This window comes from Streptomyces gelaticus, assembly GCF_014649535.1.
GTDB classification, from domain to species: Bacteria; Actinomycetota; Actinomycetes; order Streptomycetales; family Streptomycetaceae; genus Streptomyces; species Streptomyces gelaticus.
On record NZ_BMTF01000013.1, the window covers coordinates 93474 to 115513 of the forward strand.

The 22040-nt window shown below is 68.7% G+C and carries 21 protein-coding genes and 1 tRNA gene; 13 read left to right on the top strand and 9 right to left on the bottom strand.

Features of this window, described 5'->3' with window-relative positions; genetic code table 11:
* The 5 genes from IE107_RS19760 (at nucleotide 1) to IE107_RS19780 (ending at nucleotide 5038) form a co-directional block, all read left to right on the top strand.
* Nucleotides 1–618, top strand: a complete 618-nt coding sequence (locus IE107_RS19760) for a hypothetical protein (protein ID WP_229867105.1) — start codon at nucleotides 1–3, stop codon at nucleotides 616–618.
* Nucleotides 619–715: 97 nt separating this feature from the next.
* Nucleotides 716–1303 carry an AAA family ATPase gene (locus IE107_RS19765; RefSeq protein ID WP_189545241.1) on the top strand — a complete coding sequence of 196 codons (588 nt, stop codon included), beginning with the start codon at nucleotides 716–718 and terminating at the stop codon, nucleotides 1301–1303.
* Between the two features lie 211 nt (nucleotides 1304–1514).
* The gene (locus IE107_RS19770) at nucleotides 1515–1949 is read left to right on the top strand and encodes a hypothetical protein (protein ID WP_189545137.1); all 435 of its coding nucleotides are present in this window, start codon (nucleotides 1515–1517) and stop codon (nucleotides 1947–1949) included.
* A 19-nt stretch (nucleotides 1950–1968) separates the two neighbouring features.
* A complete protein-coding gene (locus IE107_RS19775) occupies nucleotides 1969–4329 on the top strand; it encodes a hypothetical protein (RefSeq protein ID WP_189545138.1) in 2361 nt (786 codons plus the stop codon).
* 40 nt (nucleotides 4330–4369) lie between these two features.
* The gene (locus tag IE107_RS19780) at nucleotides 4370–5038 is read left to right on the top strand and encodes a hypothetical protein (RefSeq protein ID WP_189545139.1); all 669 of its coding nucleotides are present in this window, start codon (nucleotides 4370–4372) and stop codon (nucleotides 5036–5038) included.
* Nucleotides 5039–5121: 83 nt separating this feature from the next.
* Here the strand turns inward: IE107_RS19780 and IE107_RS19785 are convergent.
* Nucleotides 5122–5193, bottom strand: a tRNA-Cys gene (locus IE107_RS19785).
* Between the two features lie 186 nt (nucleotides 5194–5379).
* Here IE107_RS19785 and IE107_RS19790 point away from each other — a divergent pair.
* From IE107_RS19790 to IE107_RS19805, 4 genes are all read left to right on the top strand, one after another.
* A complete protein-coding gene (locus tag IE107_RS19790) occupies nucleotides 5380–6843 on the top strand; it encodes an MFS transporter (protein WP_189545140.1) in 1464 nt (487 codons plus the stop codon).
* A gap of 32 nt (nucleotides 6844–6875) precedes the next feature.
* On the top strand, nucleotides 6876–7073 hold the full coding sequence (locus tag IE107_RS19795; RefSeq protein WP_114249050.1) for an Arc family DNA-binding protein: 198 nt from the start codon (nucleotides 6876–6878) through the stop codon (nucleotides 7071–7073).
* Nucleotides 7073–7441 (top strand): type II toxin-antitoxin system death-on-curing family toxin, encoded by a 369-nt coding sequence (locus IE107_RS19800; protein WP_189545141.1) that lies wholly within the window; start codon nucleotides 7073–7075, stop codon nucleotides 7439–7441. The genes IE107_RS19795 and IE107_RS19800 overlap by 1 nt, the downstream gene beginning before the upstream one ends.
* A gap of 163 nt (nucleotides 7442–7604) precedes the next feature.
* Nucleotides 7605–9386 carry a DEAD/DEAH box helicase gene (locus IE107_RS19805; protein ID WP_189545142.1) on the top strand — a complete coding sequence of 594 codons (1782 nt, stop codon included), beginning with the start codon at nucleotides 7605–7607 and terminating at the stop codon, nucleotides 9384–9386.
* Between the two features lie 190 nt (nucleotides 9387–9576).
* Here IE107_RS19805 and IE107_RS19810 read toward each other — a convergent pair whose 3' ends face one another.
* Nucleotides 9577–10107: a hypothetical protein gene (locus tag IE107_RS19810; RefSeq protein WP_189545143.1), complete on the bottom strand. Its 531-nt coding sequence runs from the start codon at nucleotides 10105–10107 to the stop codon at nucleotides 9577–9579.
* Nucleotides 10108–10392: 285 nt separating this feature from the next.
* Here IE107_RS19810 and IE107_RS19815 point away from each other — a divergent pair, with 285 nt between their 5' ends.
* The 4 genes from IE107_RS19815 to IE107_RS19830 all read left to right on the top strand — a co-directional run bounded on the left by IE107_RS19815 (nucleotide 10393) and on the right by IE107_RS19830 (nucleotide 16031).
* Nucleotides 10393–12009: a WxL domain-containing protein gene (locus tag IE107_RS19815; protein ID WP_189545144.1), complete on the top strand. Its 1617-nt coding sequence runs from the start codon at nucleotides 10393–10395 to the stop codon at nucleotides 12007–12009.
* Nucleotides 12010–12189: 180 nt separating this feature from the next.
* Entirely contained in the window at nucleotides 12190–14145 is a 1956-nt protein-coding gene (locus IE107_RS19820; protein ID WP_229867107.1) for a hypothetical protein, read from the top strand.
* Nucleotides 14146–14479: 334 nt separating this feature from the next.
* Complete coding sequence (locus IE107_RS19825; RefSeq protein WP_189545146.1) at nucleotides 14480–15121, top strand: IclR family transcriptional regulator; 642 nt, start codon at nucleotides 14480–14482, stop codon at nucleotides 15119–15121.
* Between the two features lie 121 nt (nucleotides 15122–15242).
* On the top strand, nucleotides 15243–16031 hold the full coding sequence (locus IE107_RS19830) for a YlbL family protein (RefSeq protein ID WP_189545147.1): 789 nt from the start codon (nucleotides 15243–15245) through the stop codon (nucleotides 16029–16031).
* Here IE107_RS19830 and IE107_RS19835 read toward each other — a convergent pair.
* The 7 genes from IE107_RS19835 to IE107_RS19865 form a co-directional block, all read right to left on the bottom strand.
* Nucleotides 15961–17313 carry an MFS transporter gene (locus tag IE107_RS19835; protein WP_189545148.1) on the bottom strand — a complete coding sequence of 451 codons (1353 nt, stop codon included), beginning with the start codon at nucleotides 17311–17313 and terminating at the stop codon, nucleotides 15961–15963. The two genes, IE107_RS19830 and IE107_RS19835, sit on opposite strands and share 71 nt — an antisense overlap.
* Nucleotides 17310–17507, bottom strand: a complete 198-nt coding sequence (locus tag IE107_RS19840; RefSeq protein ID WP_189545149.1) for a hypothetical protein — start codon at nucleotides 17505–17507, stop codon at nucleotides 17310–17312. The genes IE107_RS19835 and IE107_RS19840 overlap by 4 nt, the downstream gene beginning before the upstream one ends.
* 46 nt (nucleotides 17508–17553) lie before the next feature.
* On the bottom strand, nucleotides 17554–18144 hold the full coding sequence (locus IE107_RS19845; RefSeq protein WP_189545150.1) for an ArsR/SmtB family transcription factor: 591 nt from the start codon (nucleotides 18142–18144) through the stop codon (nucleotides 17554–17556).
* Nucleotides 18145–18246: 102 nt separating this feature from the next.
* A complete protein-coding gene (locus tag IE107_RS19850) occupies nucleotides 18247–19227 on the bottom strand; it encodes a glycine betaine ABC transporter substrate-binding protein (protein WP_189545151.1) in 981 nt (326 codons plus the stop codon).
* Nucleotides 19227–20126, bottom strand: a complete 900-nt coding sequence (locus IE107_RS19855; RefSeq protein ID WP_189545152.1) for an ABC transporter permease — start codon at nucleotides 20124–20126, stop codon at nucleotides 19227–19229. Before IE107_RS19855 ends, IE107_RS19850 begins: the two co-directional genes overlap by 1 nt.
* On the bottom strand, nucleotides 20123–21394 hold the full coding sequence (locus IE107_RS19860) for an ABC transporter ATP-binding protein (protein WP_189545153.1): 1272 nt from the start codon (nucleotides 21392–21394) through the stop codon (nucleotides 20123–20125). The genes IE107_RS19855 and IE107_RS19860 overlap by 4 nt, the downstream gene beginning before the upstream one ends.
* On the bottom strand, nucleotides 21387–22034 hold the full coding sequence (locus IE107_RS19865) for an ABC transporter permease (protein ID WP_189545154.1): 648 nt from the start codon (nucleotides 22032–22034) through the stop codon (nucleotides 21387–21389). The genes IE107_RS19860 and IE107_RS19865 overlap by 8 nt, the downstream gene beginning before the upstream one ends.
* Between the last annotated feature and the right edge of the window lie 6 nt (nucleotides 22035–22040).

The following is a 22040-nucleotide window of genomic DNA, read 5'->3' on the forward strand; positions in this document are numbered from 1 at the left end:
GTGTTCGGACGGGTACGGCTGCTGGGTTGCGTGCTCATGGTTGCGGCGCTCGCCGCCTGTGGAACAGGCGATGGGCAGAACGGTACAGACATTCATGGAAAGAAGGAAAAGAAGGCACCCGCGATGGACATGCAGCAGGCTGGGCAGCGCTCGGAAGCACTACTCGACGGCACGCTAGCGGCCATCCGTCCGCCCGTGGAATGGACCTACGGTGCACCCGCGGAAGCGGCGTGCAGCACTGGTCTCAACGAACCGACCGGCACCACGACCGTCACCCGTAGCAGGAATATCCTCACCGTGGTCTCCGAGCAGCGACGCGGCAACCTGTTGGGACTCGTCCAGCGATACTGGGAACGTCAGGGCTTCCGGGTCGTCAGCGTCAACTCGGACAAGGACATGCCACGGATCCGGGCCAGGAATGCTGATGGATTCACCGTCTCCCTGGACGTCGGCAGCATCGGCAACGTCTCTGTCAGTGCGGGATTCAACTGTGCCGAGAACTCTGCGATGACTTATCCAACGGGGACTCCCGGCCACCCCGGCGGGCCGAAGGCGGAGGACCTGAGGCCGCGGGAGCGTTCTGACTTCTGGTCCTCCGACGAGCCACTTCGGCAGTAGTCGGGGACCGCAGGGGGCATGGGCCCCGAGGCGGAAATGACTGAAGTCAGGGAATGTGGCGTGCCGTGTCCCAGGAAGAAAGGTGGACGACGACGTGATGGTGTCTGTGCGTGGAGAAGGAGATCAGGACCCGGGGCACTGCGGGCCCGGACCCGCCGTTGTCCTCATCACCGGCGTGATGGCTTCCGGGAAGTCCACCGTGGCCCAGGCCCTCGCCGAGCGGTTGCCGCGGGCCGTTCATGTGCGCGGGGATGTCTTCCGGCGGATGGTGGTGTCGGGGCGGGCGGAGATGGTGCCGGGGGCGTACGAGGAGGCCGCGGCTCAACTCCGGCTCCGGTACCGGCTGTCCGCGATGACGGCCGACACCTACGCGGGTGAGGGTTGGACCGCTGTTGTGCAGGACGTAGTGCTGGGGGAGGAACTGGCCGGGTACGTCGAGCTCGTACGGACGCGGCCGCTGTTTGTCGTCGTGCTCGCTCCCGGGCCGCGTGCCGTTGCCGAGCGGGAGGCCGGGCGGGGCAAGAGCGGGTACGGGGCGGGGTGGACCGTGGAGTCGCTGGACCTGGCGCTGCGGGAGGAGACGCCGCGGATCGGACTCTGGCTGGACACGACCGGGCAGACCGTGGAGCAGTCTGTGGACGCGGTTCTCGCGGGGCTCGAACAGGCTCGGGTGATGGGTGCGTGAGAGGAGTCGGGCCATGGGCAGGCTTCACGCGGAGACCGTTCCGGCGGTCAGCGGTCTGCCGGGGCGGGATTCTGGATGCGCATGATGCCTGGACCGCGTGGCGGCCGGTGGGAGAGTGTCCCCCGGGGGACGTCAGCTGATACTGAGAGGTCGATGTGAGCGCCTGCGGAAATGGCTTCGTCGGCATCCGGGAATGGATCATGGGGGATTCATGACATTCGAGGCGGAGTGGGCGGCTCTTCGTGCAGAATCGACACAAAAGGTCGATATGCGACTCAATGGGGTCGAGAGTGGCTCAGGCGGTCAGGCTGGCCTCGTAAACGCTGACCTGGCGGTCAATCAGGATCATCTGGGTGCCATTGGCCACGATGCATATGGTTTGCGCAACCGGCTCTCCAAGGAGGGTGACCACGCCCGCCCCTCGACTTTCGATGCGGCGATCGCTCTCACCAATGGCAACTTCTCCAGTGGGTCTGCACTGTTGAAGGTCCATGATCGGTGGAACACGCACCTGAAGACACTTCTCGATGCCTGTGCGCAGATATCGAACCATCTCGACTACACCAAGTCCGCCCATGCGAAGGACGATGCCCAGATCGGCGGCGACCTGATTTCTGTCTCCAAGCTCAACGAATACCTGAAGTAGTACGTGGGGGAACAGGCGCATGCTGAAGTTCGAGGACATTGTCGACGCGCCCGTGGCCAAGCTGAAGGCGGTGGCCGACGACTGGTCGGAGATGGTCGCCAAACTGGACCGACTGGCCGAGGATGCCCGTGACGGTATGAAGGCCAAAGCGGACAAGGCCGAGTGGGAGGGCGTCAACGCGGGCGTCACGAAGGGGTTCATCGGCAAGACGGCCAAGGAGTTCAAGGATGCTGCTGCCGAGGCCAAGGGGGTCAAACAGATCCTCGAAGACGCTTGCACGGCCATCAAGAAGGCCAAGGATGAGCTGATCAGCATTCGCGACGACGAGGGGCCCGCGGCCGGTATCCATGTGGACGCCAAGGGCAAGGTCACGGCTCGGCACCCTTACGAAAAGTCAGGAGTCTCGCCCAACCGAGATCCCGACTATTTCGAAATTCTGGGCCAGCAGAAGAAGGCGATCGAGGCATGGCAGAAGAAGATCGACCTCATCGTCGACAACTGCAATGACACGGATGTCGCTTTCAAGAACGCCCTTGAGGCCAACGTCGCCGAGCGCCGCGACTTCACCGCGCCGAAGTACGAAAGCCTGGACCAGGAGGAAGCGGCCCGCGCTGCCGCACTCGCCGCCAAGGGGCGCGACATCACGCACACCGAGCTTCAGGCGCTCAACGAGCTGCTCCACGACAACAGTAATTCGTCGGAGTTCGCGAAGGGCTTCTACAAGAAGCTGACGCCGGAGAATTCGCTCGCTTTCTTCGGTCAGCTCTCGACCGATACGTACAAGTACGGCGAGGTCGACAAGGAGCGACTCAAGGACGTCCAGGCACTCCAGAAGAACCTGGGCCTCAATCTTGCCATGGCTTCCCGTGACAAGGATTTCAGCGCCGAGTGGGGTCCGGAGCTGCGCAAGCTCGGAACCGAGCGTATCCCGCTGACCAAGTACGACAGTGGCGGTCCGTTCGGATACCAACTGCTCGGCGGGATCATGCGGTACGGGAACTACGACGCGAAGTTCCTGAACCCGATTGCCGAACACGTAGCGCAGCTGCACCAGAAGGACCCGTACATGTTCGCCGACAGCAAGGTGGTGAACAGCTCGTTCAAGAACCCGTTCAACCCCTCCGGCGTCAACGGTTCCGGATACGACCCCACCGTCTCCATGCTGGAAGCCCTGGGGCACAGCCCGAACGCAGCCAAGCACTTCTTCTCCGACGACCCGACCATGTACAACGAGGACGGCACGGCCAACAAGGATGCTACGGCGGACCTCGGAAAGGCGGATGGCGCGGCCATCGACAACTACCTCGACTTCTTCGGGAATGAGAAGTGGGAGTCCTTCGGGGACGTCGACTCGCTTGACCCGAAGGAACAGAAGAGGTCACTCGGCTACATGCCGGACGCGCTCGGACATGCACTGGAGGCGGCGACCCTCGGGTACCCGTATGACAGTCCGGATGCCGGCGTCGTGCGGGACGCAGGCAACGCTGGCGTCATGCGGGACGTCATGGAGAAGTATGGCGCGGATGCCGGCCTGCTCAAAAAGCAGGAGGCGATGGCTGACAGCCTTGGGATCATGGGTGCCGGGTATATCGATGACATCAATTGGTCGCTCGAAAAGAATGGCTCGGACAGTGTATTTGCTCCGAGTAGGAACCCGGAAGGGCACCTTGACTTCTCCGTCGTGAATAGTGATGGAGTATCTGGCAACGGAAGAGATGTAGCGCGTCAATTTCTCAGTACTCTGGGCCAGCACCCAGACGCATACGCCACCCTTTCGAGCGCAGAACAGATCTATACCGCCGGAATGCTGGAGCGTCAGGTGGACTCGAGCGGTGAGATCAACCAGGGTGCTGCGCGGTCAGTAGTTGGTACAGGTGCCGAGGTTCAGGGCATGCTCGACCAATCGCGTGCGGATCAGGTCGTGGCGTCGGACATGAAGAAGCAAGAAGATTACGAGAAGGCCGTGGCCGCACGGTCCGGTTGGATCGAGTTCGGAGCAGGTGTGGGCGTCGCCGCGGGGGTCGCATTTCTGCCACCCGTCGCGGCCGTAGGCGCGGCGGCAACGCTCATCACGCTGGGCAGCGATACAGCCAGCGGAGCCGTGGAACATGTCATCGGTCAGTTCATCGGGAATGTCTCGGACCAGTCCGTGGATGAGCACAAGGAAAAGGTCGAGGAACTCACTCGTGAGGAGAAGACCAGAGTGTTCCGATCTGGCGAGTCCATGGCTGAGGCGCCCATGGATGGGTTCCTGGAGCGGCACACGACCGCTGCCGATTCTGTATTCCGCCAGGACATGAGGGAGTCGATGAGAATCGGATATGCAACAGGCAATGACCGTGAGGACCAGCAAGGCAGCGATCCCGAGACCGGAGATTGAGTCGGCGGATGGTGTAGGACGGCGTGCGGAGGTGAAGGCTGTGGAAGCTGTGCGCGTGAGGCGGGTGCTGTGCACATTCGGGTTGTTGATGGCTGTCGGGGCATCGGTTGCCGGGTGTGGCGAGGAGAAGAAGACGCCGGAGTACGTCGGGGCGGGGGAGGTGTGTGACGGTCTGTTCAAGGGGTCGCTGGCGAAGACGATTGAGTCCGTCACGGGTGCGACTTCGTTCGCCTGGACCAACCCGAATGCCATGGACCGCGTTGCCGACGCACTTGAGGCCGGGTACGAGTCCGGCCATCGCTGGGCTCAGGGCGACACCTTGTGTCGGATCGCGCCGGAAGGCGTGGGGAGAGAGGGGCGGGCGGGCATCGCATTTTCCATGTACGCGCCGCAGGACGTGGGAGATCTGCGGCTTCCGGCAGGGGGAAAGCTCTACACCATGGGAAAGCAGTCCGAGGCGACTCCGACATCCGCTGCTCTCTACTTCGAGTGCGTGAGCTCTCGGTTCGAAGGTTCGAAAAATCGTCCGATGCGCATACTCGGCAATTTTGGCCGACCGAGGGGCCATGAGCAGAATCTGTCTGATTCACGGGAACTGAACCTGACGGTTCTGCATGCGGCATCCCTCGCCGTGGCGAAGAAACTGCAGTGCGAGAACAACGGCGGGCTGCCCGAGAAGCCCGTGCTGGAGCCCCGGACTGCCAACTGAGTTTCTCTTGGTGGCGGAGTCGGGTCCTGGACCCGGAAAGCCGCCCGTCCCGGACCTTCACGGGGCGGGCGGCTTCGTCTGCGAGGCCGTGACCGGATTCGAACCGGTGTAACTCGAGTTGCAGTCGAGCCCCTGAACCACTCGGGCACACGGCCGTGTGTTCCTTGTCGTGGTTCGACCGTAGGGGCGGGTGTCCCGGCCGTTCAAGAGTGCGGGGCGGGGTGCAATACGACTGCCATGCCGCGTTCATGTTCGGCGTGGTGGACCTACGACCAACGGAGGACCGGAGGACCGCCTCGCGACAGGGCCCAAATGAAACCTTGCCCCTTACTCTTGGGCTCATGAGTGCCCTGGAACCGCGCGACGACGTCGATGCCCCGCCGCTTGCCGCCGAGGCTCCTGGCGTCGAAACCGGAGGGGTGCTCGGGCGGACCTACCGGGCGCTCAGTATCGGCATCGTCTCCGTCGTGTTCCTGATCGCCTTCGAGGCGACCGCTGTGGGGACCGCGATGCCGGTCGCCGCGCGTGAACTGCACGGCATCGGGCTGTACGCGTTCGCGTTCTCCGCGTACTTCACCACCAGCCTCTTCGCCATGGTGCTCTCCGGGCAGTGGGCGGACCGGCGCGGTCCGCTGGCGCCGCTCGCCACCGGGATCAGCGCGTTCGCGGCGGGGCTGCTGCTCTGCGGGACCGCCGGGAGCATGTGGGTCTTCGTCGCGGGGCGGGCCGTCCAGGGGCTCGGCGGCGGGCTGGTGATCGTGGCGTTGTACGTGGTGATCAGCCGGGCCTACCCGAAGCGGCTGCAGCCGTCGATCCTGGCCGCCTTCGCCGCGAGCTGGGTGATCCCGTCGGTCGTCGGGCCGCTCGCCGCCGGCAGCGTGACCGAGCACCTGGGGTGGCGGTGGGTCTTCGTCGGCATCCCCGTCCTCGTGGTGTTCCCGCTGGCGCTCGCGCTGCCCGCGATCCGGCGGCGGGCCTCCGGGCCGGCCGATCCCTCGGCGCCCGTCGAGCCGTACGACCGGCGACGCATCCTGCTCGCGCTCGGGATCTCGCTGGGCGCGGCGCTGCTCCAGTACGCGGGGCAGGAGCTGAACTGGTTCGCGCTGCTGCCGGCGGCCGTGGGTGTCGCCCTGCTCGTGCCCGCCGTGCGCGGGCTGCTGCCCCCGGGGACCGGGCGGGCGGCGCGCGGGCTGCCCTCGGTGGTGCTGCTGCGCGGGGTGGCGGCCGGGTCGTTCATCGCCGCCGAGTCGTTCGTACCGCTGATGCTGGTGACCCAGCGCGGGCTCAGCCCCACGATGGCCGGGTTCTCGCTCGCGGCCGGGGGCGGGACCTGGGCGCTCGGTTCGTATGTACAGTCCCGGCCGCGCCTGGAGCCGTACCGGGAGCGGATGATGGTGGGCGGCATGGTGCTGGTCGCCGCGGCGATTGCGGCCGCGCCGTCCGTGCTGATCGACTCGGTGCCGGTCTGGACCGTGGCCGTGGCCTGGGCCTTCGGGTGCTTCGGCATGGGCGTGGTGATCGCGTCGACGAGCGTGCTGCTGCTGAAGCTGTCGGCGCCGGAGGAGGCGGGGGCGAACTCGGCAGCCCTCCAGATCTCCGACGGACTGTCGAACGTGCTGCTGCTCGCCGCGGGCGGAGCGGCCTTCGCCGCGCTGGGCGGCGGTGCGGTGGGGGCCGTGCACGAAGCGGCTCAGGCGGGGGCCGCGGGGTCCCATCCGGCGGCGTTCGCGGCGGTCTTCCTGCCGATGGCGGGCGTGGCGCTGCTGGGGGCGTGGGTGGCGGCGCGGGTACGGACAAAGGCTTAGTGTCACGTGGTACCACGCGGTACCATCCACGCATGGCTGGTCTGAATCTGCGGTTCACCGAAGAAGAGCTGGACGCACTGCGTGCGCGCGCCGAGTCGGAGGGGCGGAGTATGCAGTCGTTCGCCCACGACGCGGTGATCACCGCCATAAACGAACATTCGCGCCTCTTCAACGAGGCTGCGGACCACGTGCTGAAGGTGAGCGAGGAGCTCAACCGGAGGCTCGCCTGATGAAGTACCTGACACTTCCCGAGCTGCTCAACCTCGCCGAGCGCCTCGGGGCTGCTGAGGTGCGCGATTACGGGCTGCTCGATTCGGCACTCGCCCGCCCGCAGGCGAGCGTGTTCGGCCAGGATGCCTATCCGGACGTGTGGCAGAAGGCCGCGGCGCTCATGGAGTCCCTGGCGCGCAATCATGCGCTCGTCGACGGGAACAAGCGCATCGCTTGGTATGCCACCTGGGTATTCCTGCACATCAACGGGCACCGGCTGAGCGCGGACTTCGATGTCGACGAGGCCGAGAAGTTCGTGCTGGACGTGTGCCAGGGGGCCATCGACATGCCCAGGATCGCGGAACGGCTCCCCGGGTTCGCCGCGTAGCACCGACCTGTGAAGAGGGTCTCAGCAGGCTCGAACCACCGCTCGTCCATACGGGGTTCCGGTCGGCCCCCCGGTAAGGTGGCCCGGTTGTCGTATCGCGTGCGGGTCCGTCCCGGCCGTGCGGACAGCGCCCCACGTACCCGAGAGACCCGAACCGGAGACCGTGACTACTACCGCCTCCCACCACCTCTCACCCGCCTTCCCCGGCCGCGCCCCCTGGGGCACGGCCGGCAAGCTGCGAGCCTGGCAGCAGGGCGCCATGGAGAAGTACATCCAGGAGCAGCCGCGCGACTTCCTCGCGGTCGCCACCCCCGGCGCGGGGAAGACCACCTTCGCGCTGACCCTCGCGTCATGGCTGCTGCACCACCACGTCGTGCAGCAGGTCACCGTCGTCGCGCCGACCGAGCACCTGAAGAAGCAGTGGGCCGAGGCAGCGGCCCGGATAGGGATCAAGCTCGACCCCGACTACAGCGCGGGTCCGCTGAGCAAGGAGTACGACGGCGTCGCGGTCACCTACGCGGGCGTCGGCGTACGGCCGATGCTGCACCGCAACCGCTGCGAGCAGCGCAAGACCCTCGTCATCCTCGACGAGATCCACCACGCCGGTGACTCGAAGTCCTGGGGCGAGGCGTGCCAGGAGGCGTTCGACCCGGCCACCCGGCGGCTCGCGCTCACCGGTACACCGTTCAGGTCCGACACCAATCCGATCCCCTTCGTCGTGTACGAGGAGGGCAATGACGGCATCCGCCGCTCCTCGGCCGACTACACCTACGGCTACGGCAACGCGCTCGCCGACGGCGTCGTCCGGCCCGTGATCTTCCTCAGCTACAGCGGCAACATGCGCTGGCGCACCAAGGCCGGTGACGAGATCGCCGCCCGGCTCGGCGAGCCGATGACCAAGGACGCCATCGGGCAGGCCTGGCGTACCGCCCTGGCGCCCACCGGCGAGTGGATCCCCAATGTGCTGAGCGCCGCCGACAAGCGGCTGACCGAGGTGCGCAAGGGCATTCCGGACGCGGGTGGCCTGGTCATCGCCACCGACCAGGAATCGGCGCGCGAGTACGCCAAGATCCTCAAGCGGGTCACCGGTGAGAAGGCCACCGTGGTCCTCTCCGACGAGAAGGCCGCTTCGAAGAAGATCGACCAGTTCAGCGGGGACGACTCCCGCTGGATGGTCGCGGTGCGCATGGTGTCGGAGGGCGTCGACGTGCCGCGCCTCGCCGTGGGCGTGTACGCCACCACCATCTCCACGCCGCTGTTCTTCGCGCAGGCCGTCGGGCGCTTCGTGCGCTCGCGCAGGCGCGGCGAGACCGCCTCGGTCTTCGTGCCGACCATTCCGATGCTGCTCGACTTCGCCAACGAGATGGAGGTCGAGCGGGACCACGTCCTCGACAAGCCCAAGAAGGGCAGCGACGAGGAGAACCCGTTCGCGGAGGAGGACAAGCTCCTCGCCGACGCCGAGAAGCTGGAGGACGAGGAGACCGAGGAGCAGCTGCCCTTCGAGGCCCTCGAATCCGACGCGGTCTTCGACCGGGTGCTGTACGACGGTGCCGAATTCGGCATGCAGGCGCACCCGGGCAGCGAGGAGGAACAGGACTACCTGGGGATTCCGGGGCTGCTGGAGCCCGACCAGGTGCAGCTGCTGCTCCAGAAGCGGCAGTCCCGGCAGATCGCGCACAGCCGCCAGAAGCCGGCCGCGGAAGCCGATCTGCTGGAGAAGCCGGCCGGGGCGCGACCGGTGGTCACGCACAAGCAGCTGCTCGGACTGCGCAAGCAGCTCAACACGATGGTCTCGGCGTACACGCACCAGAGCGGCAAGCCGCACGGGGTGATCCACACCGAGCTGCGACGGGTGTGCGGCGGGCCGCCGAGCGCGGAGGCCACGGCCGGGCAGATCCAGCAGCGGATCAAGAAGGTCCAGGAGTGGGCCACCCGGATGAACTGAGGGCGCTCTTCGCCGGCCCGGGGTGGGGGAATGCGGTCCTCGCCCCGGGCCGGTGTCGTGCGTGCTTGCGTGCGGATGAGGGTGGCGCGACTAACGGAGAAACGGCGTGACCACCGGAGAAACGGCGTGACCACCGGAGAAACGGCGCGGTCACCGGAGAGACGGCGCGGTCACCGGAGGGACGGCGCGGCTACCAGACGAGTGGCGCGGACTGGTTCGTCGTGGCCACACACGGAACCGTGGCCGAGGTCGGGGACGAGGCCACGATCTGCAGTGACCAGTTGGTGGCGCTCGGGGGAGCGGGCAGCACCACGGAGTTCGTGCTGTCACCCGCCGCCAGGGTGCCGGAGGTGAGCTTCAGCGGGCCCAGGGTGATCGGGTTGCCGCCGCTCATGCCGGGGTTGGTCTTCCCGGAGAACTGCACCTGACTGGTGACGCCGCCCGAGGTCTTGGTGAGCTTGAGCGTCGTCGTGATGCTGTTCGGGTCGGCGCTGGTACCGGCCGGCATGGTGATCGCGGTGGACGTGATCTTGATGGTCTTGGACGTGCCCGAGTCGGCGGCGGTCAGGGTGGCGAGACCGCTGCCCCAGGCGCCGCAGTTGTACGTGGCCGTCGCGGTGAGCGGGGTCACGGCCTGGGCCGTCGGGGCCAGGGCGAGTGCGCCGGCCACGGAACAGGCCGCGGCCAGCACCAGGGGGATGTGTCTTCGATTCGACGACATGACGGGGGGAACTCCTTCCGGTTCTGAATTCCGCAGATTCACCGAAGAACTGAAGAAGTGGATCTGCGTGCCGGGCCCGGCATGTCGGCAGCAGTGAAACGGTGATCTTCAGAGAAGTCAAGAGAAGTCCGCAGGGGCACTTGAAATTCCCATGGAAATGCTTTTCGGGCATTTCAGATAAGGATCAATCAGTTCTCTCTTGACTTCTTTGCACCCGGCCTCCTCAATGTGCGCAATCAATGGGCCATGGAGGGGTGTCTGGTGATACGACGACGAAGACCCGGCGTGACCGGGCTGCTCGCTGCCTGCTTCGTGATGTCGCTGAGCTGCGCCGGGGCGAGCGCCCAGGTCGTACCGGCGGCCGGCGCCCAGGGCGCCGGTACGGTCACCCCGACCGTCCACTGCACCCTGCCCGCCGGTCAGGGCGAGGCGACCGGACCGCAGCAGATGACCGTCGAGCTGTCGCCCGCAGTCGTCGCCCCGGGCGGCAAGGTTCACGCCAAGGTCACCCTCGGCCCGTCCCCCGCCACCAGCGCCCTCCCCCTGGAGGACGTGCCGACCATCCCCAGCCTCGACCTCGCCATGTCCGGCGGGGCGACCGGCACCGTCACGGTGCGCGGCGCCGAGTTCACCATGGACATCCCGTCCGGTACGCCCATCGAACTCCCGCCGTACGAGGGCGACTTCCTGGTCCCCGCGAATGCCTCCGGAGACATCTCGTTCGCCCCGGTCCGTACGCTGACGCAGACCAAGGTGCTCGGCTCGGTCTTCGAGACGCCGTGCGGCGTCGTCGACGGCGGCGGCAGCATCGGCACCGTCACGGTTCAGGGCACCGGCTCCGAGCCCTCCACCCTGAGCGCGCCCGCCGACCCCGTACGCCCCAACACCGCTGTGACGCTGGGTGGTTCGGGCTGGACGCCGGGTGGTGCGCCGGTGCCCTCGCTCTGCTCGGTGGGCGGTGGCGGCTGCGATCCGCTGAAGTTCAGAAGCCACACGCTCACCATCGGCGGTGACGGGACGCTGAGCGGCACCGCCACCCTCGCCGAGGCCGGTGCGGTGCCGGACGGCACGTACGAGGTGAAGGTCAACGACGGCACGAAGGAGGCCACGGCTCCGCTCACCGTCAGGGCCGTCGCGGCCGGCGACCGCGAGATCTCGCTGTCGCGGAGCAGCGGCCCGGTCGGCAGTGTGATCACGGTCAGCGGCAAGAACTACAACCCGGACCGCTGGATCAATGTCATCGGCCTCGACGCGTCGGGCACCGGGATCGACGACAGCGCGGTCTACGTCAAGAGCGGCCCGGACGGCACCTTCGCCGTCGAGTTCACCGTGGTCTCCGAGGCCGTCGTCGCAGTCCAGGCGGACGAGGGCAACGACCCGGCGACCGTACGGACCGCGCCGTTCACCGTCTCCACCGGCGGGGGAGGGGACGGCGGCAGCGCCGACCAGCGGCTGAACACCTCGGTCAGGGCCGGGACGCTGTCCATGGTCCAGGACGGTGACACCGTCGACTTCGGTACGACGGTCCTGGGCACCGGCAGCGGTGTGCAGCGCTCCCGGCTCAACCGGGTCGAGGTGGAGGACGCCCGCGGCGTCGACAGCGGATGGTCCCTGACCGCCACCCTCACCGGCTTCACCAGCGCCGACGGCGGCACCATTCCGGCCGGCGCCGTCCGCTGGACACCCAGGTGCGCGGCGCAGCACGGCAGCGTGGGGGTGCCGGTGGCCGGATCGCCCGCCGCGCTCGGGAGCGGGGCGGCGAGTCTCTGCCGGATGGATCCGGACGGCTCCCGTCCGTTCACCGGTGGCCGGTTCGACGCCGACGCCGATCTCACCCTCACCGTCCCCGGATTCACCCGGCCCGGAGATTACAGCGCCACTCTCACCCTCACGCTTCTCTGAGCAAGGAAACGAAAAGTACCTCCGGACGCCCGCCCGCTCCTTCTCGCATCGGAGCGGGCGGGCGTCGCCATTCCGCATTCGGAGAATTCCCGCAGCAGCGCACGACACCCATGGAGGAGCAGCATGCTTGCTGGACGATCGAGAAGAACGGAAAGACCGGGTGCGGTGTTACGCCGTGCCGTGGCCCTCACCGCCGGGGCCGTGCTCGTCTGGACCGGTGGCACCTTCGCTCTCGCGCCCGCCGCCGAGGCCGGCACCGTCACCCCGACCGTCCACTGCAGCCTGCCCGCCGGTCAGGGCGAGGCGACCGGGCCGCAGCAGATGAGCGTCGACCTCTCGCCGTCGATCGTCGATCCGGGCGGCAAGGTCCATGCCAAGGTCACCCTCGGCCCGTCGCCCGCCACCAGCGGCCTCAGCCTGAACGACGTACCCACCACCCCCAGCATCGACCTCGCCATGTCCGGTGGCGCCACCGGCACGGTCACCGTCACCGGCCCCCAGGTCAACCTCGACATCCCGTCCGGCAAGCCCATCGAAATCCCGCCGTACGAAGGGGACTTCATCATCCCCGCCGATGCGAGCGGCCCGATCTCCTTCACCCCGGTGCGCAATCTGACGCGTACGAAGGTGCTCGGCTCCACCTACGAGACCCCGTGCGACGTGGTGAGCGGAGGCGGCTCCATCGGCACGGTGACCGCCGAGGGCACCGCGGGCCATCCGGCCACCCTGACCGCGCCCGCCACCGCCGTCCGGCCGTCCACCGCCGTCACCCTGTCCGGCAGCCTGTGGACCGCGGGCGCCACCCCCGTACCGTCGCTGTGCGCGGCGGACGGCGGCGGCTGCGACCCCGCCAAGTTCGTCTCCGGCACGCTCGCGATCAGCGGCTCCGGGGAACTGTCCGGCAGCGCGGTGCTCGCCGCCGCGGGCGCCGTGCCCGACGGCTCGTACCTGGTGAAGGTCGGCGACGGTACGAAGGAGGCGACCGCGCCGCTGACCGTCAAGGCCTTCGTGCCCGCCGGGCCGCGGGCCATCGCGCTCTCCCGTGCCGGGGCGCCGCTCGGCAGCGTCATCTCCGTCACCGGCAGCAACTACTTCCAGGACCGGTGGATCAACATCGTCGGCCTGGACGCGGGCGGGGCGACGCTCGACGACACCGCCGTCTATGTGAAGAGCACCCCCGACGGCACGTTCGGCGCCGAGTTCACCGTCTCCGACCCGGCCATCGCCTCGATCCAGGTCGACGAGGGCAATGATCCGGCCACTGTGCTGACCACACCGTTCACCGTGACGGACGCCTCCGCGACGCTCTCCGCGGGCGCGGCGAAGGTCAAGCCGGGCGGCACGATCGCCCTCTCCGGCGGCGACTGGCCGACCGGCACCACGCCCGCCGCCGCGCTCTGCGGAGCCGACGGCGGCTCCTGCGACGGCGCCCGGATCAGCGGCTCCACCCTCAGGATCGGCGCCGAAGGCACGCTCGCCGGTACGGTCACCGTCGCCGGGTCCGTCCCGCGCGGCGTCTACACGCTCCAGGTCACCGCCGGCGGAGCGCAGGCCGTCACCCCGCTGACCGTCGCCCCGTCCTTCGTCGTGCTCAGCCCTTCGGCCGGTCCGAAGGGCACCGCGGTCACCGTCGTCGGGCAGGGCTTCGCGAAGGTCGCGACGGTGTCCGTCGTCGGGCTGCGGGCCGACGGATCGCAGACGTCCGACCCGGTGAGGACCAAGGTGGTCGGGCTGGACGGGGCGTTCTCGCAGACCTTCACGGTCAACGCCGCCGACACCGTCGCCATCCGGGTCCGGGAGGTCCTCGTCAACCCGCGTACCGAGACAGCGGCGTTCACCGTCCAGGACGGCACCGCCCCCGCCGGCCCGTCCTTCGCGCTCTCGCCGCCCGAGGGGCCCGTCGGCACGACGGTCCAGGTGACCGGCCGCTCCTTCGCCCCCGTCGCCACGGTCTCGGTGACCGGCCGCACCGCGGACGGGAAGCGGACCGCCGATCCGTACGTCACCCGGGTCGTCGGACTCGACGGCACCTTCGCCCTCGACTTCACCGTCCGCGACCCGGCGACGAAGTCGATCCGGGCCTGCGAGGTGCTCGTGAACGGAAAAATTGCGCAACAGTCGTTCACCGTGAGTTAACGACAGTTCAATTCCGGTGCGCGAAGTGCCGTGAAGGCGTCGGCCGACCTGGACGCGCGTAGACCTCCGGGCTTCGGCCGGCGCCGCGCTGACCGGCGCTTATGCTGCTTCAAGACAACCTTGCCCCGGGCGACGCCCGGATTCTGGACGAGGTCTTCCGCTGAGCGGACTCGCTCGCTACTGTCCAAAAAATGAACGCCCCGTGGCAGAGCCGCTCCGGGGCGCAGCCGGTGCCTGGTTAGGCCGGCGGCCTCTCCGTGCGTCGCCGCTGGGACCGGCGGCGCACATTCCGTGGGAACCGGCCGCTGCCGCTGATCAAAGAGGAGGGGGCGTCGTGACCGCGGAAACCTCCCAGACGCTCGACCGGGGCCTGAGGGTCCTCAAACTGCTTGCCGACACCGACCACGGCCTGACCGTCACCGAGTTGTCCAACAAACTGGGTGTCAACCGGACCGTGGTCTACCGTCTGCTCGCCACCCTGGAGCAACACGCCCTGGTGCGCCGCGACTTGGGCGGCCGGGCCAGGGTGGGCCTGGGTGTGCTGCGCCTGGGCCGCCAGGTGCATCCGCTCGTACGGGAAGCCGCGCTGCCCGCGCTGCGGTCGCTCGCCGAGGACATCGGGGCCACCGCCCATCTCACGCTGGTCGACGGCAGCGACGCGCTGGCCGTCGCGGTCGTCGAGCCGACCTGGACCGATTACCACGTGGCCTACCGGGCCGGATTCCGCCACCCGCTGGACCGGGGCGCCGCGGGCCGGGCGATCCTCGCCGCCCGCCAGAAGCCGGTCGGCGAGACCGCCTTCACCCTCACCCACGGCGAGCTGGAAGCCGGGGCGAGCGGGGCCGCCGCCGCGCTGATGGGGGTGACCGGGGTCGAGGGCAGCGTGGGCGTGGTGATGCTCACGGACTCCATACCCGAGCGCGTCGGCCCCCGCGTGGTGGACGCCGCCCGGGAAGTGGCGGACGCGCTCCGGTAGGGGGCGATGGGCCGGGGAACCGGTGGGCCCGGCGGGCGGACCGGCCGGAAGGGCCCTGCGGGGCCCGGCCGCGTACGGGGCGTCTGGCCCGTGCGTCCGGCCCGGCGGTTAGATTGGGCGGGTGCTCTCTCGTCTCTCGCGCCCCCGCGCCCTCGCTCTGTGCGCTCTGCCCGTCCTCGCCCTGTTCGGTGTGGCCGCGTTCGCACCGCTGCCGTTCACCCTGGCGCAGCCCGGCTCGACGGCGAATGTGCTCGGGAAGGATCACGGCACGCCCGTGATCAGCATCAAGGGCGCACCGACCCGCCCCACCGAGGGCGAGCTGCGGATGACGACGATCCTCGCGACCGGGCCGACCGCCGATGTCGGCCTCGGTGATGTGATCGACAGCTGGTTCCGTACGGACCGGGCGGTCCTGCCCCGTGAATCCGTCTACCCGAGCGGTGGCTCCGAGAAGGAGATCGAGAAGCACAACCTCGAGGACATGCAGAAGTCGCAGGACTCCGCGGTCGACGCCGCCCTGAACTACCTCGGGAAGAAGCCCGGCTCGGTCGATGTGACCCTGCACCTCGCCGATGTGGGCGGCCCCAGCGCCGGTCTGTTCTTCGCGCTCGGCATCGTCGACAAGCTCGACGGCGACGGTTCGGGCGGCGATCTCACCGGCGGCCGCACCGTCGCGGGCACCGGCACCATCCAGGCGAACGGCGCGGTCGGCGCGGTCGGCGGGGTGTCCCTGAAGACCCAGGCGGCACACCGCGACGGGGCGACCGTCTTCCTCGTGCCGAAGGCGGAGTGCAGGGAGGCGCGCGCCGAGCTCCCCAAGGGGATGCGGCTGATCCCGGTCACGACGCTGAAGAGCGCGGTGTCCTCGTTGAAGGCGCTGGAGCAGGGCCACAAGGTCCCGAGCTGCTGATCTCCCCGGCCGGTGACGGTACGGGCACGCGCTCGGCCCCCGCCCCCGCCCCGTCCATCGTGCGCCACACCGGGAAGACCAGCGGACCCAGCGTCGCCAGCAGGTACACCCCGCCCATCGCCAGCAGCGCGCCCCGTACACCCGTGCTCTCCACCAGCAGGCCGGCCGCCAGACCGCCCACCGGCAGGGCCAGCTCGCAGCCCGCCGTGATGACCCCGGAGACCCGGCTGCGCAGCTCGTCGGGGACCGTTCCGTAGATCACCGTCGTCAGGATCGGGTTCAGTACCCCGCCCGCGACACCGCTCAGCGCCATGGTCACGGCGAGCGGCAGTGTCGTCCCGGTCAGCGCCGCGACCACGTACCTGGGCGCGCCGCACAGCACCACGCACACCGTGAACACGGCCCACCGCGAGAAACGGTGCCCGACCGCCCCGTACAGCAGCGCCCCGGTCAGTCCGCCCGCGCCGAACAGTGCGGTGAGCAGCCCGATGTCCCCGGCCCCGCCCAGCTCGGCGGCGGCGTGCACCGGCAGCAGGACCGCGTTCCACCCCTGGTCGGTGCCGTTCATGAACAGGACCATCACCACGACCGCCAGCAGCAGCCGGTGGCCCAGCAAGTAGGCGAAACCCTCGCGCAGTTCGGTGCGGTACGCGCGCAGCGAGACCGGGACCGCGGCCTTGCGGGGCTCGGCCGCGCGCACCCCCCGTACGCCTGCCGCGATCAGCAGCGCGGAGGTCAGATACGTCACCGCGTCCAGCAGCAGTACGGTCTCCGCGCCGACGAACGCGATCAGTACGCCGGCCAGTGCCGCCCCCGCCATCCGGGCGCCGCGCGAGACGGCGTCGAAGAGGCTGGCGGCACGGGTGAGGGTGATGCCGGCGTGCTCGGCGAGATCCGGCACCAGGACGTAGCGTGCGGTGTCGCCCGGGGTGTGCACGAGCCCGCCGACCGCCATCAGCGCGCACAGCATCCAGAAGTCCAGGGCGTTCGCGTAGTGCAGCAGCGGGACGGCGGCGACGGAGAGGCCGCACACCAGGTCGGACGCGACGGAGACCCGGCGCCGTCCGATCCGGTCGATGACGGGGCCGCCGATCAGGGCGGACACGACGATCGGCAGCGTCGCGCAGAAGGCCACGACGCCGGCCCGGCCCGCGCTTCCCGTGGTCTCCAGCACGAACCAGGGAACGCCGATCAGGGTGAGTGAACTACCGGCCCTGGATATGGAGTTGGCGGTGAGTACGGCGGTGAGCGGAATGCGGCTGCGGTCCCCCCGGCCGTTCACGCCGAACCGGTTGCGACGGAGGCGTGACCGGGGTGGCGGGGCAGGACGCGCAGCCCCAGATCGACGAGGGCCCAGCCCAGCCGGGTGCGCAGCCCGGTGTGCGAGGCGGCCGGCGTGCGGCCGGACTCCGTGGCGCGGAGCCGCAGTTCGGCGGAGCGCAGCTGGTGCAGCAGCAGATGGGTGTCGGAGTGCATGACGGTGTCCTTCCGGTCGGGAGGGGCTCGTTGCCCGTCGGGCTGGTTACTCCGCGGGGCGCGGGAAGAGGTGCACATGGCTGCGGACGTTGGCCGATCCCTCGGTGCCCTCCGGGACGCGGCCCCGGTAGCTCTCGATGAGTTCGTGGATCTTCCCGATCAGCTCCTCGGAGAGTTCGGGGGTGAGGCGCACCTGGAAGTCGCTGATGTCCCAGCCCTCGCGCCATTCCTCGGGCCATTCGCGCATGGTGCCGATCCAGGTGTTCAGCTCCTGGGCGTGCGAGGTGGCCATCTCGTGGAGTACGACGTCGACCGCGCCGCGCACCTCGGGATCCGGGTGGGTCAGGAATCTGCCGCTGTCGAAGACGGTGCCCCGGTGCGCGGACCGCCACCAGCGCTCGCGGCCCTTGCCGAGCTCCGGGTCGTCCTCGACGAAGCCGTAGGCGGCCAGCTGCCGGAGGTGGTAACTGGTGGCGCCGCTGGACTCGCCGAGCCGGGCGGCGAGACCGGAGGCGGTGGCGGGACCGTACTCCCGCAGGGCGGCCAGCAGGCGCAGCCGCAGGGGGTGGGCCAGCCCGCGCAGGGTGCGGGCATCGACCTTGTGGAGGTTCTCGGCGTCGTCGTGTGGTGCGGGCATGGGTGAACCATAGAGTTGCAATGCTTTCTTTGCAACAGATTCTTTGCAAGGAAATCTCTGTAGGGCGTCACCCGGGGGAGGGCCGCGACAGAGACTCCCGGCTCAGCCCTGCTTGATGAACCCCTCCTGGATCAGCCAGTCCTTCGCCACCTTGTGCGGGTCCTGCCCGTCCACGTCCACCTTGGCGTTGAGCACCTGGGCGACCTCGGTGGTCAGCTTCTTGCTGACCGGGTCGAGCAGCGCGGCGATCTGCGGATACTTCTCGAAGGTCTTGGTGTGGATCACCGGCGCCGCGTTGTAGTTGGGGAAGAAGTGCTTGTCGTCCACGAGCACTTCGAGGTCCATCGCCTTGATCCGGCCGTCCGTGGTGAACACCTCGCCCAGCAGGCAGGAGTCGGACTTCGAGACCTGGGTGTAGATGATTCCGGCGTCCATCTTCTTGATGTTGGCGGCCGGGAGCGACATCCCGTAGGCCTTCTCCATGCCCGGCAGCCCGTCGTCACGGGAGGCGAACTCGTTCTCCACGCAGATCGTCACCGCCGACGGGTCCGTCTTCGACAGCGCCGCGACGTCGGAGAGCGTCTTCAGGTGGTACTTCGCGTTGTTCTCCCGGCTGATGGCGAGCGCGTAGGTGTTGTTGAGCGTGGACGGCGGCAGCCAGGTCACCCCCGTACCGCGGTCCTCGTCGCGGACCGCCTCCCACTGCTTCATCGGATCGGGGATCGGCTTCGCATGGCCCAGATAGGTGATCCAGCCGGTGCCGGTGTACTCGTACATCGCGTCCGCGCCGCCCTTGATGATCGCCTCGCGCGCACTGATCGAGCCGGGCAGGTTCGTCCGGTCCAGGACCTCCGCGCCGGCGGCCTTGAAGACCAGGCCGATCATCTGGCCCAGGATGATGTTCTCGCTGAAGTTCTTCGAGGTGACCGTCAGCGAGGCACCGGCCAGCGGCTTCCCCCGGCCGACCGAGCCCGGCTCCACGTCGTCCACCATCGGCGAGCCGCTCTTCAGCCCGCACCCCGAGAGCATCAGCGCCAGCGCCACCGCCCCCATCAGGCCGGTTCGTACCTTCCGCGGCCCCATCACCGCACCTCCAGTCCGCGCGGCGTCAGCAACACCTCGGCCAGCGAGGCCAGCCAGTCCACCAGCAGCGCCAGTACCACCGTCAGTACGGAACCGAGCACCAGCACCGGCATCCGCTGGGTCTGGATGCCCGAGGTGATCAGGTCGCCGAGGCCGCCGCCGCCGACGAAGGTGGCCAGCGTCGCCGTGCCCACGTTGAGCACCAGCGCCGTGCGCACACCGGCCAGGATCAGCGGGACGGCGAGCGGCAGTTCGACCTTGGTGAGCGTCCCCGTCGCCGACATGCCGATGCCGCGCGAGGCCTCGATCAGGTTCGGTTCGATGGCCTTGAGACCGGCCACCGTATTGGAGAAGACCGGCAGCACCGCGTAGATCACCATGCCGATGATCGCCGTCGAGGGACCGATGCCCAGCCAGATCACCAGCAGCGCCAGCAGACCGATCGCCGGTGTCGCCTGCCCGATGTTGGCGAACGCCGTGACCACCGGGGCACCCCTGCGCAGCCTGCGCCGGGTCATCGCGATCCCCAGCGGAATGGCGATGACCAGCACCCAGAACGTCGAGATCGCGGTCAGCCGCACATGCTGCCACCAGCGCAGCTGCACATTGCCGCCGCTCAGCGAATTCCGTGCGATCGAGTCGAGAGTGATGTTGGTGATCCACAGATACGTGACGACCAGCACGACCACCAGCGCGAGCGGCATCGTCACCAGCTTGCGCCAGGTGATCCGGCGCGGCGGACCGGCCGGCGGCGGGGCGGGCTCCTCCTCCTCGTCCCGGAAGGCATGGCCCTTGACGTCGTGTTCCCCGGGCGGGCGGTCCTTGTCGGAGGAGGGGAGGGGGCGCTCGGAGCGCGCCCGGCGGGAGGACTCGGGGTCCAACGGCGATTTGGGGGTCATGAGCCCGCACCGCCCTCCAGCTCCGCCTCGGTCTGATGGCTGCGCATCTCCTCCAGGTCGTGCTGGTGCTCGATGGCGGCGAGCCGGTCGGCCTCCAGCAGTTCATGGACGGAGTTCATCAGGGTCTGCATGTCGACGACCCCGATGAACTCGCCGCGCCGCCCGGTCACCGCGACCCGCCCGCCGCTGTCGGTCAGCACCGCCTCCAGCGCGTCGTGCAGCGTCGCGTCACGCGTCACCGTGTCGTGGACCAGCTGCCCGGCCCGCGCCAGCGACCCCCGGGCCCGCATCAGGTCGCCGCGCCGCAGCCACTTGTACGGACGGTTCCTGCGGTCCAGCATCAACAGCTCGTTGTGCAGGCTGGTACGCAGCTTGTTGAAGATCGACTGGAGCGGATCGTCGACCGTCACCGTCGGGAACGCAGCCATCTCCACATCCCGTACGCGGGTGAGGTTGAGCCGCTTCAGCGCCGCCCCGGCCCCCACGAAGCCCGAGACGAAGTCGTCCGTCGGATTGGTGAGGATCGCCTCCGGGGTGTCGAACTGCGCGATGTGCGAACGCTCCCGCAGCACGGCGATCCGGTCACCCAGCTTGATCGCCTCGTCGAAGTCGTGGGTGACGAAGACGATCGTCTTGTGCAGCTCGTGCTGGAGCCGGATCAGCTCGTCCTGGAGGTGGTCCCGGGTGATCGGGTCGACCGCGCCGAACGGTTCGTCCATCAGCAGCACCGGCGGGTCGGCCGCCAGCGCCCGCGCCACGCCCACCCGTTGCTGCTGCCCGCCGGAGAGCGCGCGGGGATAGCGGCCGTGGAACTCCCGCGGATCGAGCCCCACCAGATCGAGCATCTCCTCGACCCGGTCCTTCACCCTCGACTTCGGCCAGCCGACCATCTTCGGTACGAGGGCGATGTTCTCGGCGACCGTCATGTGCGGGAAGAGCCCGGACGACTGGATCGCGTAGCCGATCTTGCGGCGCAGCTTCACCGGGTCGATGTCGGTGACGTCCTCGTCGTCGATCCTGATCCGCCCGGACGACGGCTCGATCAGCCGGTTGATCATCTTCAGAGTGGTGGACTTCCCGCAGCCGGACGGGCCGACGAAGATCACCGTCTCACCGGCCTTGATCTCCATCGAGACGCTGTCCACCGCCGGGCTGGGATTGCCCGGATAGCGCTTGGTCAGGTCCTCCAGCTGGATGGTCGCACCGGACGCGGGCTTCCTCGTCCCGGCGCCGGCGGCGTCCGTGTTCCCGGTGGCGGTCTCAGACACGAATCCCCCTTGGAATGGTGAGCCGCCCGAGCAGTACGTACGCGGCGTCGAAGAGCAGAGCGAGGATGACGATGCCGAGCGTGCCCGCGAGCACCTGATTGAGCGCGTTGGCACTGCCCAGCGAGGCGATGCCGCGGAAGATCTCGTTGCCCAGGCCGGGGCCCGAGGCGTACGCGGCGATGGCGGCGATGCCCATCAGCATCTGTGTGGAGACCCGGATGCCGGTGAGGATCGGCGGCCAGGCGAGGGGGAGTTCCACCCGGCACAGCCGGGCCAGCCGTGACATCCCGATGCCCTTCGCCGCGTCGACCAGCGCCGGATCGACGCCGCGCAGCCCCACGATGGCGTTGCGGACGACGGGCAGCAGCCCGTACAGCGTCAGGGTGATCACCGTGGGCGCGACGCCGAGGCCGACGAGCGGGATGAGCAGACCGATCGCGGCGAGGGAGGGGATGGTGAGGATCGTCGCCGTCGAGGTGATGGCCAGTGAACCCGCCCAGCCGCTGCGGTAGGTGACGACTCCGATCAGGATGCCCAGCAGGGTGGCGATGACCATGCACTGGAACACGGCGCTGGCGTGCTGGTACGCGTCGGTGAGCAGCTGTTGGTGCTGGTTGCCCAGGTACTCCCAGAAGCTCACACGTCA

Coding starts and splice junctions, on each gene's coding strand:
- IE107_RS19765 (WP_189545241.1), top strand. CDS start 716: ATGGTGTCTGTGCGTGGAGAAGGAGATCAGGACCCGGGGCACTGCGGG.
- IE107_RS19770 (WP_189545137.1), top strand. CDS start 1,515: ATGACATTCGAGGCGGAGTGGGCGGCTCTTCGTGCAGAATCGACACAA.
- IE107_RS19775 (WP_189545138.1), top strand. CDS start 1,969: ATGCTGAAGTTCGAGGACATTGTCGACGCGCCCGTGGCCAAGCTGAAG.
- IE107_RS19790 (WP_189545140.1), top strand. CDS start 5,380: ATGAGTGCCCTGGAACCGCGCGACGACGTCGATGCCCCGCCGCTTGCC.
- IE107_RS19795 (WP_114249050.1), top strand. CDS start 6,876: ATGGCTGGTCTGAATCTGCGGTTCACCGAAGAAGAGCTGGACGCACTG.
- IE107_RS19800 (WP_189545141.1), top strand. CDS start 7,073: ATGAAGTACCTGACACTTCCCGAGCTGCTCAACCTCGCCGAGCGCCTC.
- IE107_RS19810 (WP_189545143.1), bottom strand. CDS start 10,107: ATGTCGTCGAATCGAAGACACATCCCCCTGGTGCTGGCCGCGGCCTGT.
- IE107_RS19840 (WP_189545149.1), bottom strand. CDS start 17,507: ATGCACTCCGACACCCATCTGCTGCTGCACCAGCTGCGCTCCGCCGAA.
- IE107_RS19845 (WP_189545150.1), bottom strand. CDS start 18,144: ATGCCCGCACCACACGACGACGCCGAGAACCTCCACAAGGTCGATGCC.
- IE107_RS19850 (WP_189545151.1), bottom strand. CDS start 19,227: ATGGGGCCGCGGAAGGTACGAACCGGCCTGATGGGGGCGGTGGCGCTG.
- IE107_RS19855 (WP_189545152.1), bottom strand. CDS start 20,126: ATGACCCCCAAATCGCCGTTGGACCCCGAGTCCTCCCGCCGGGCGCGC.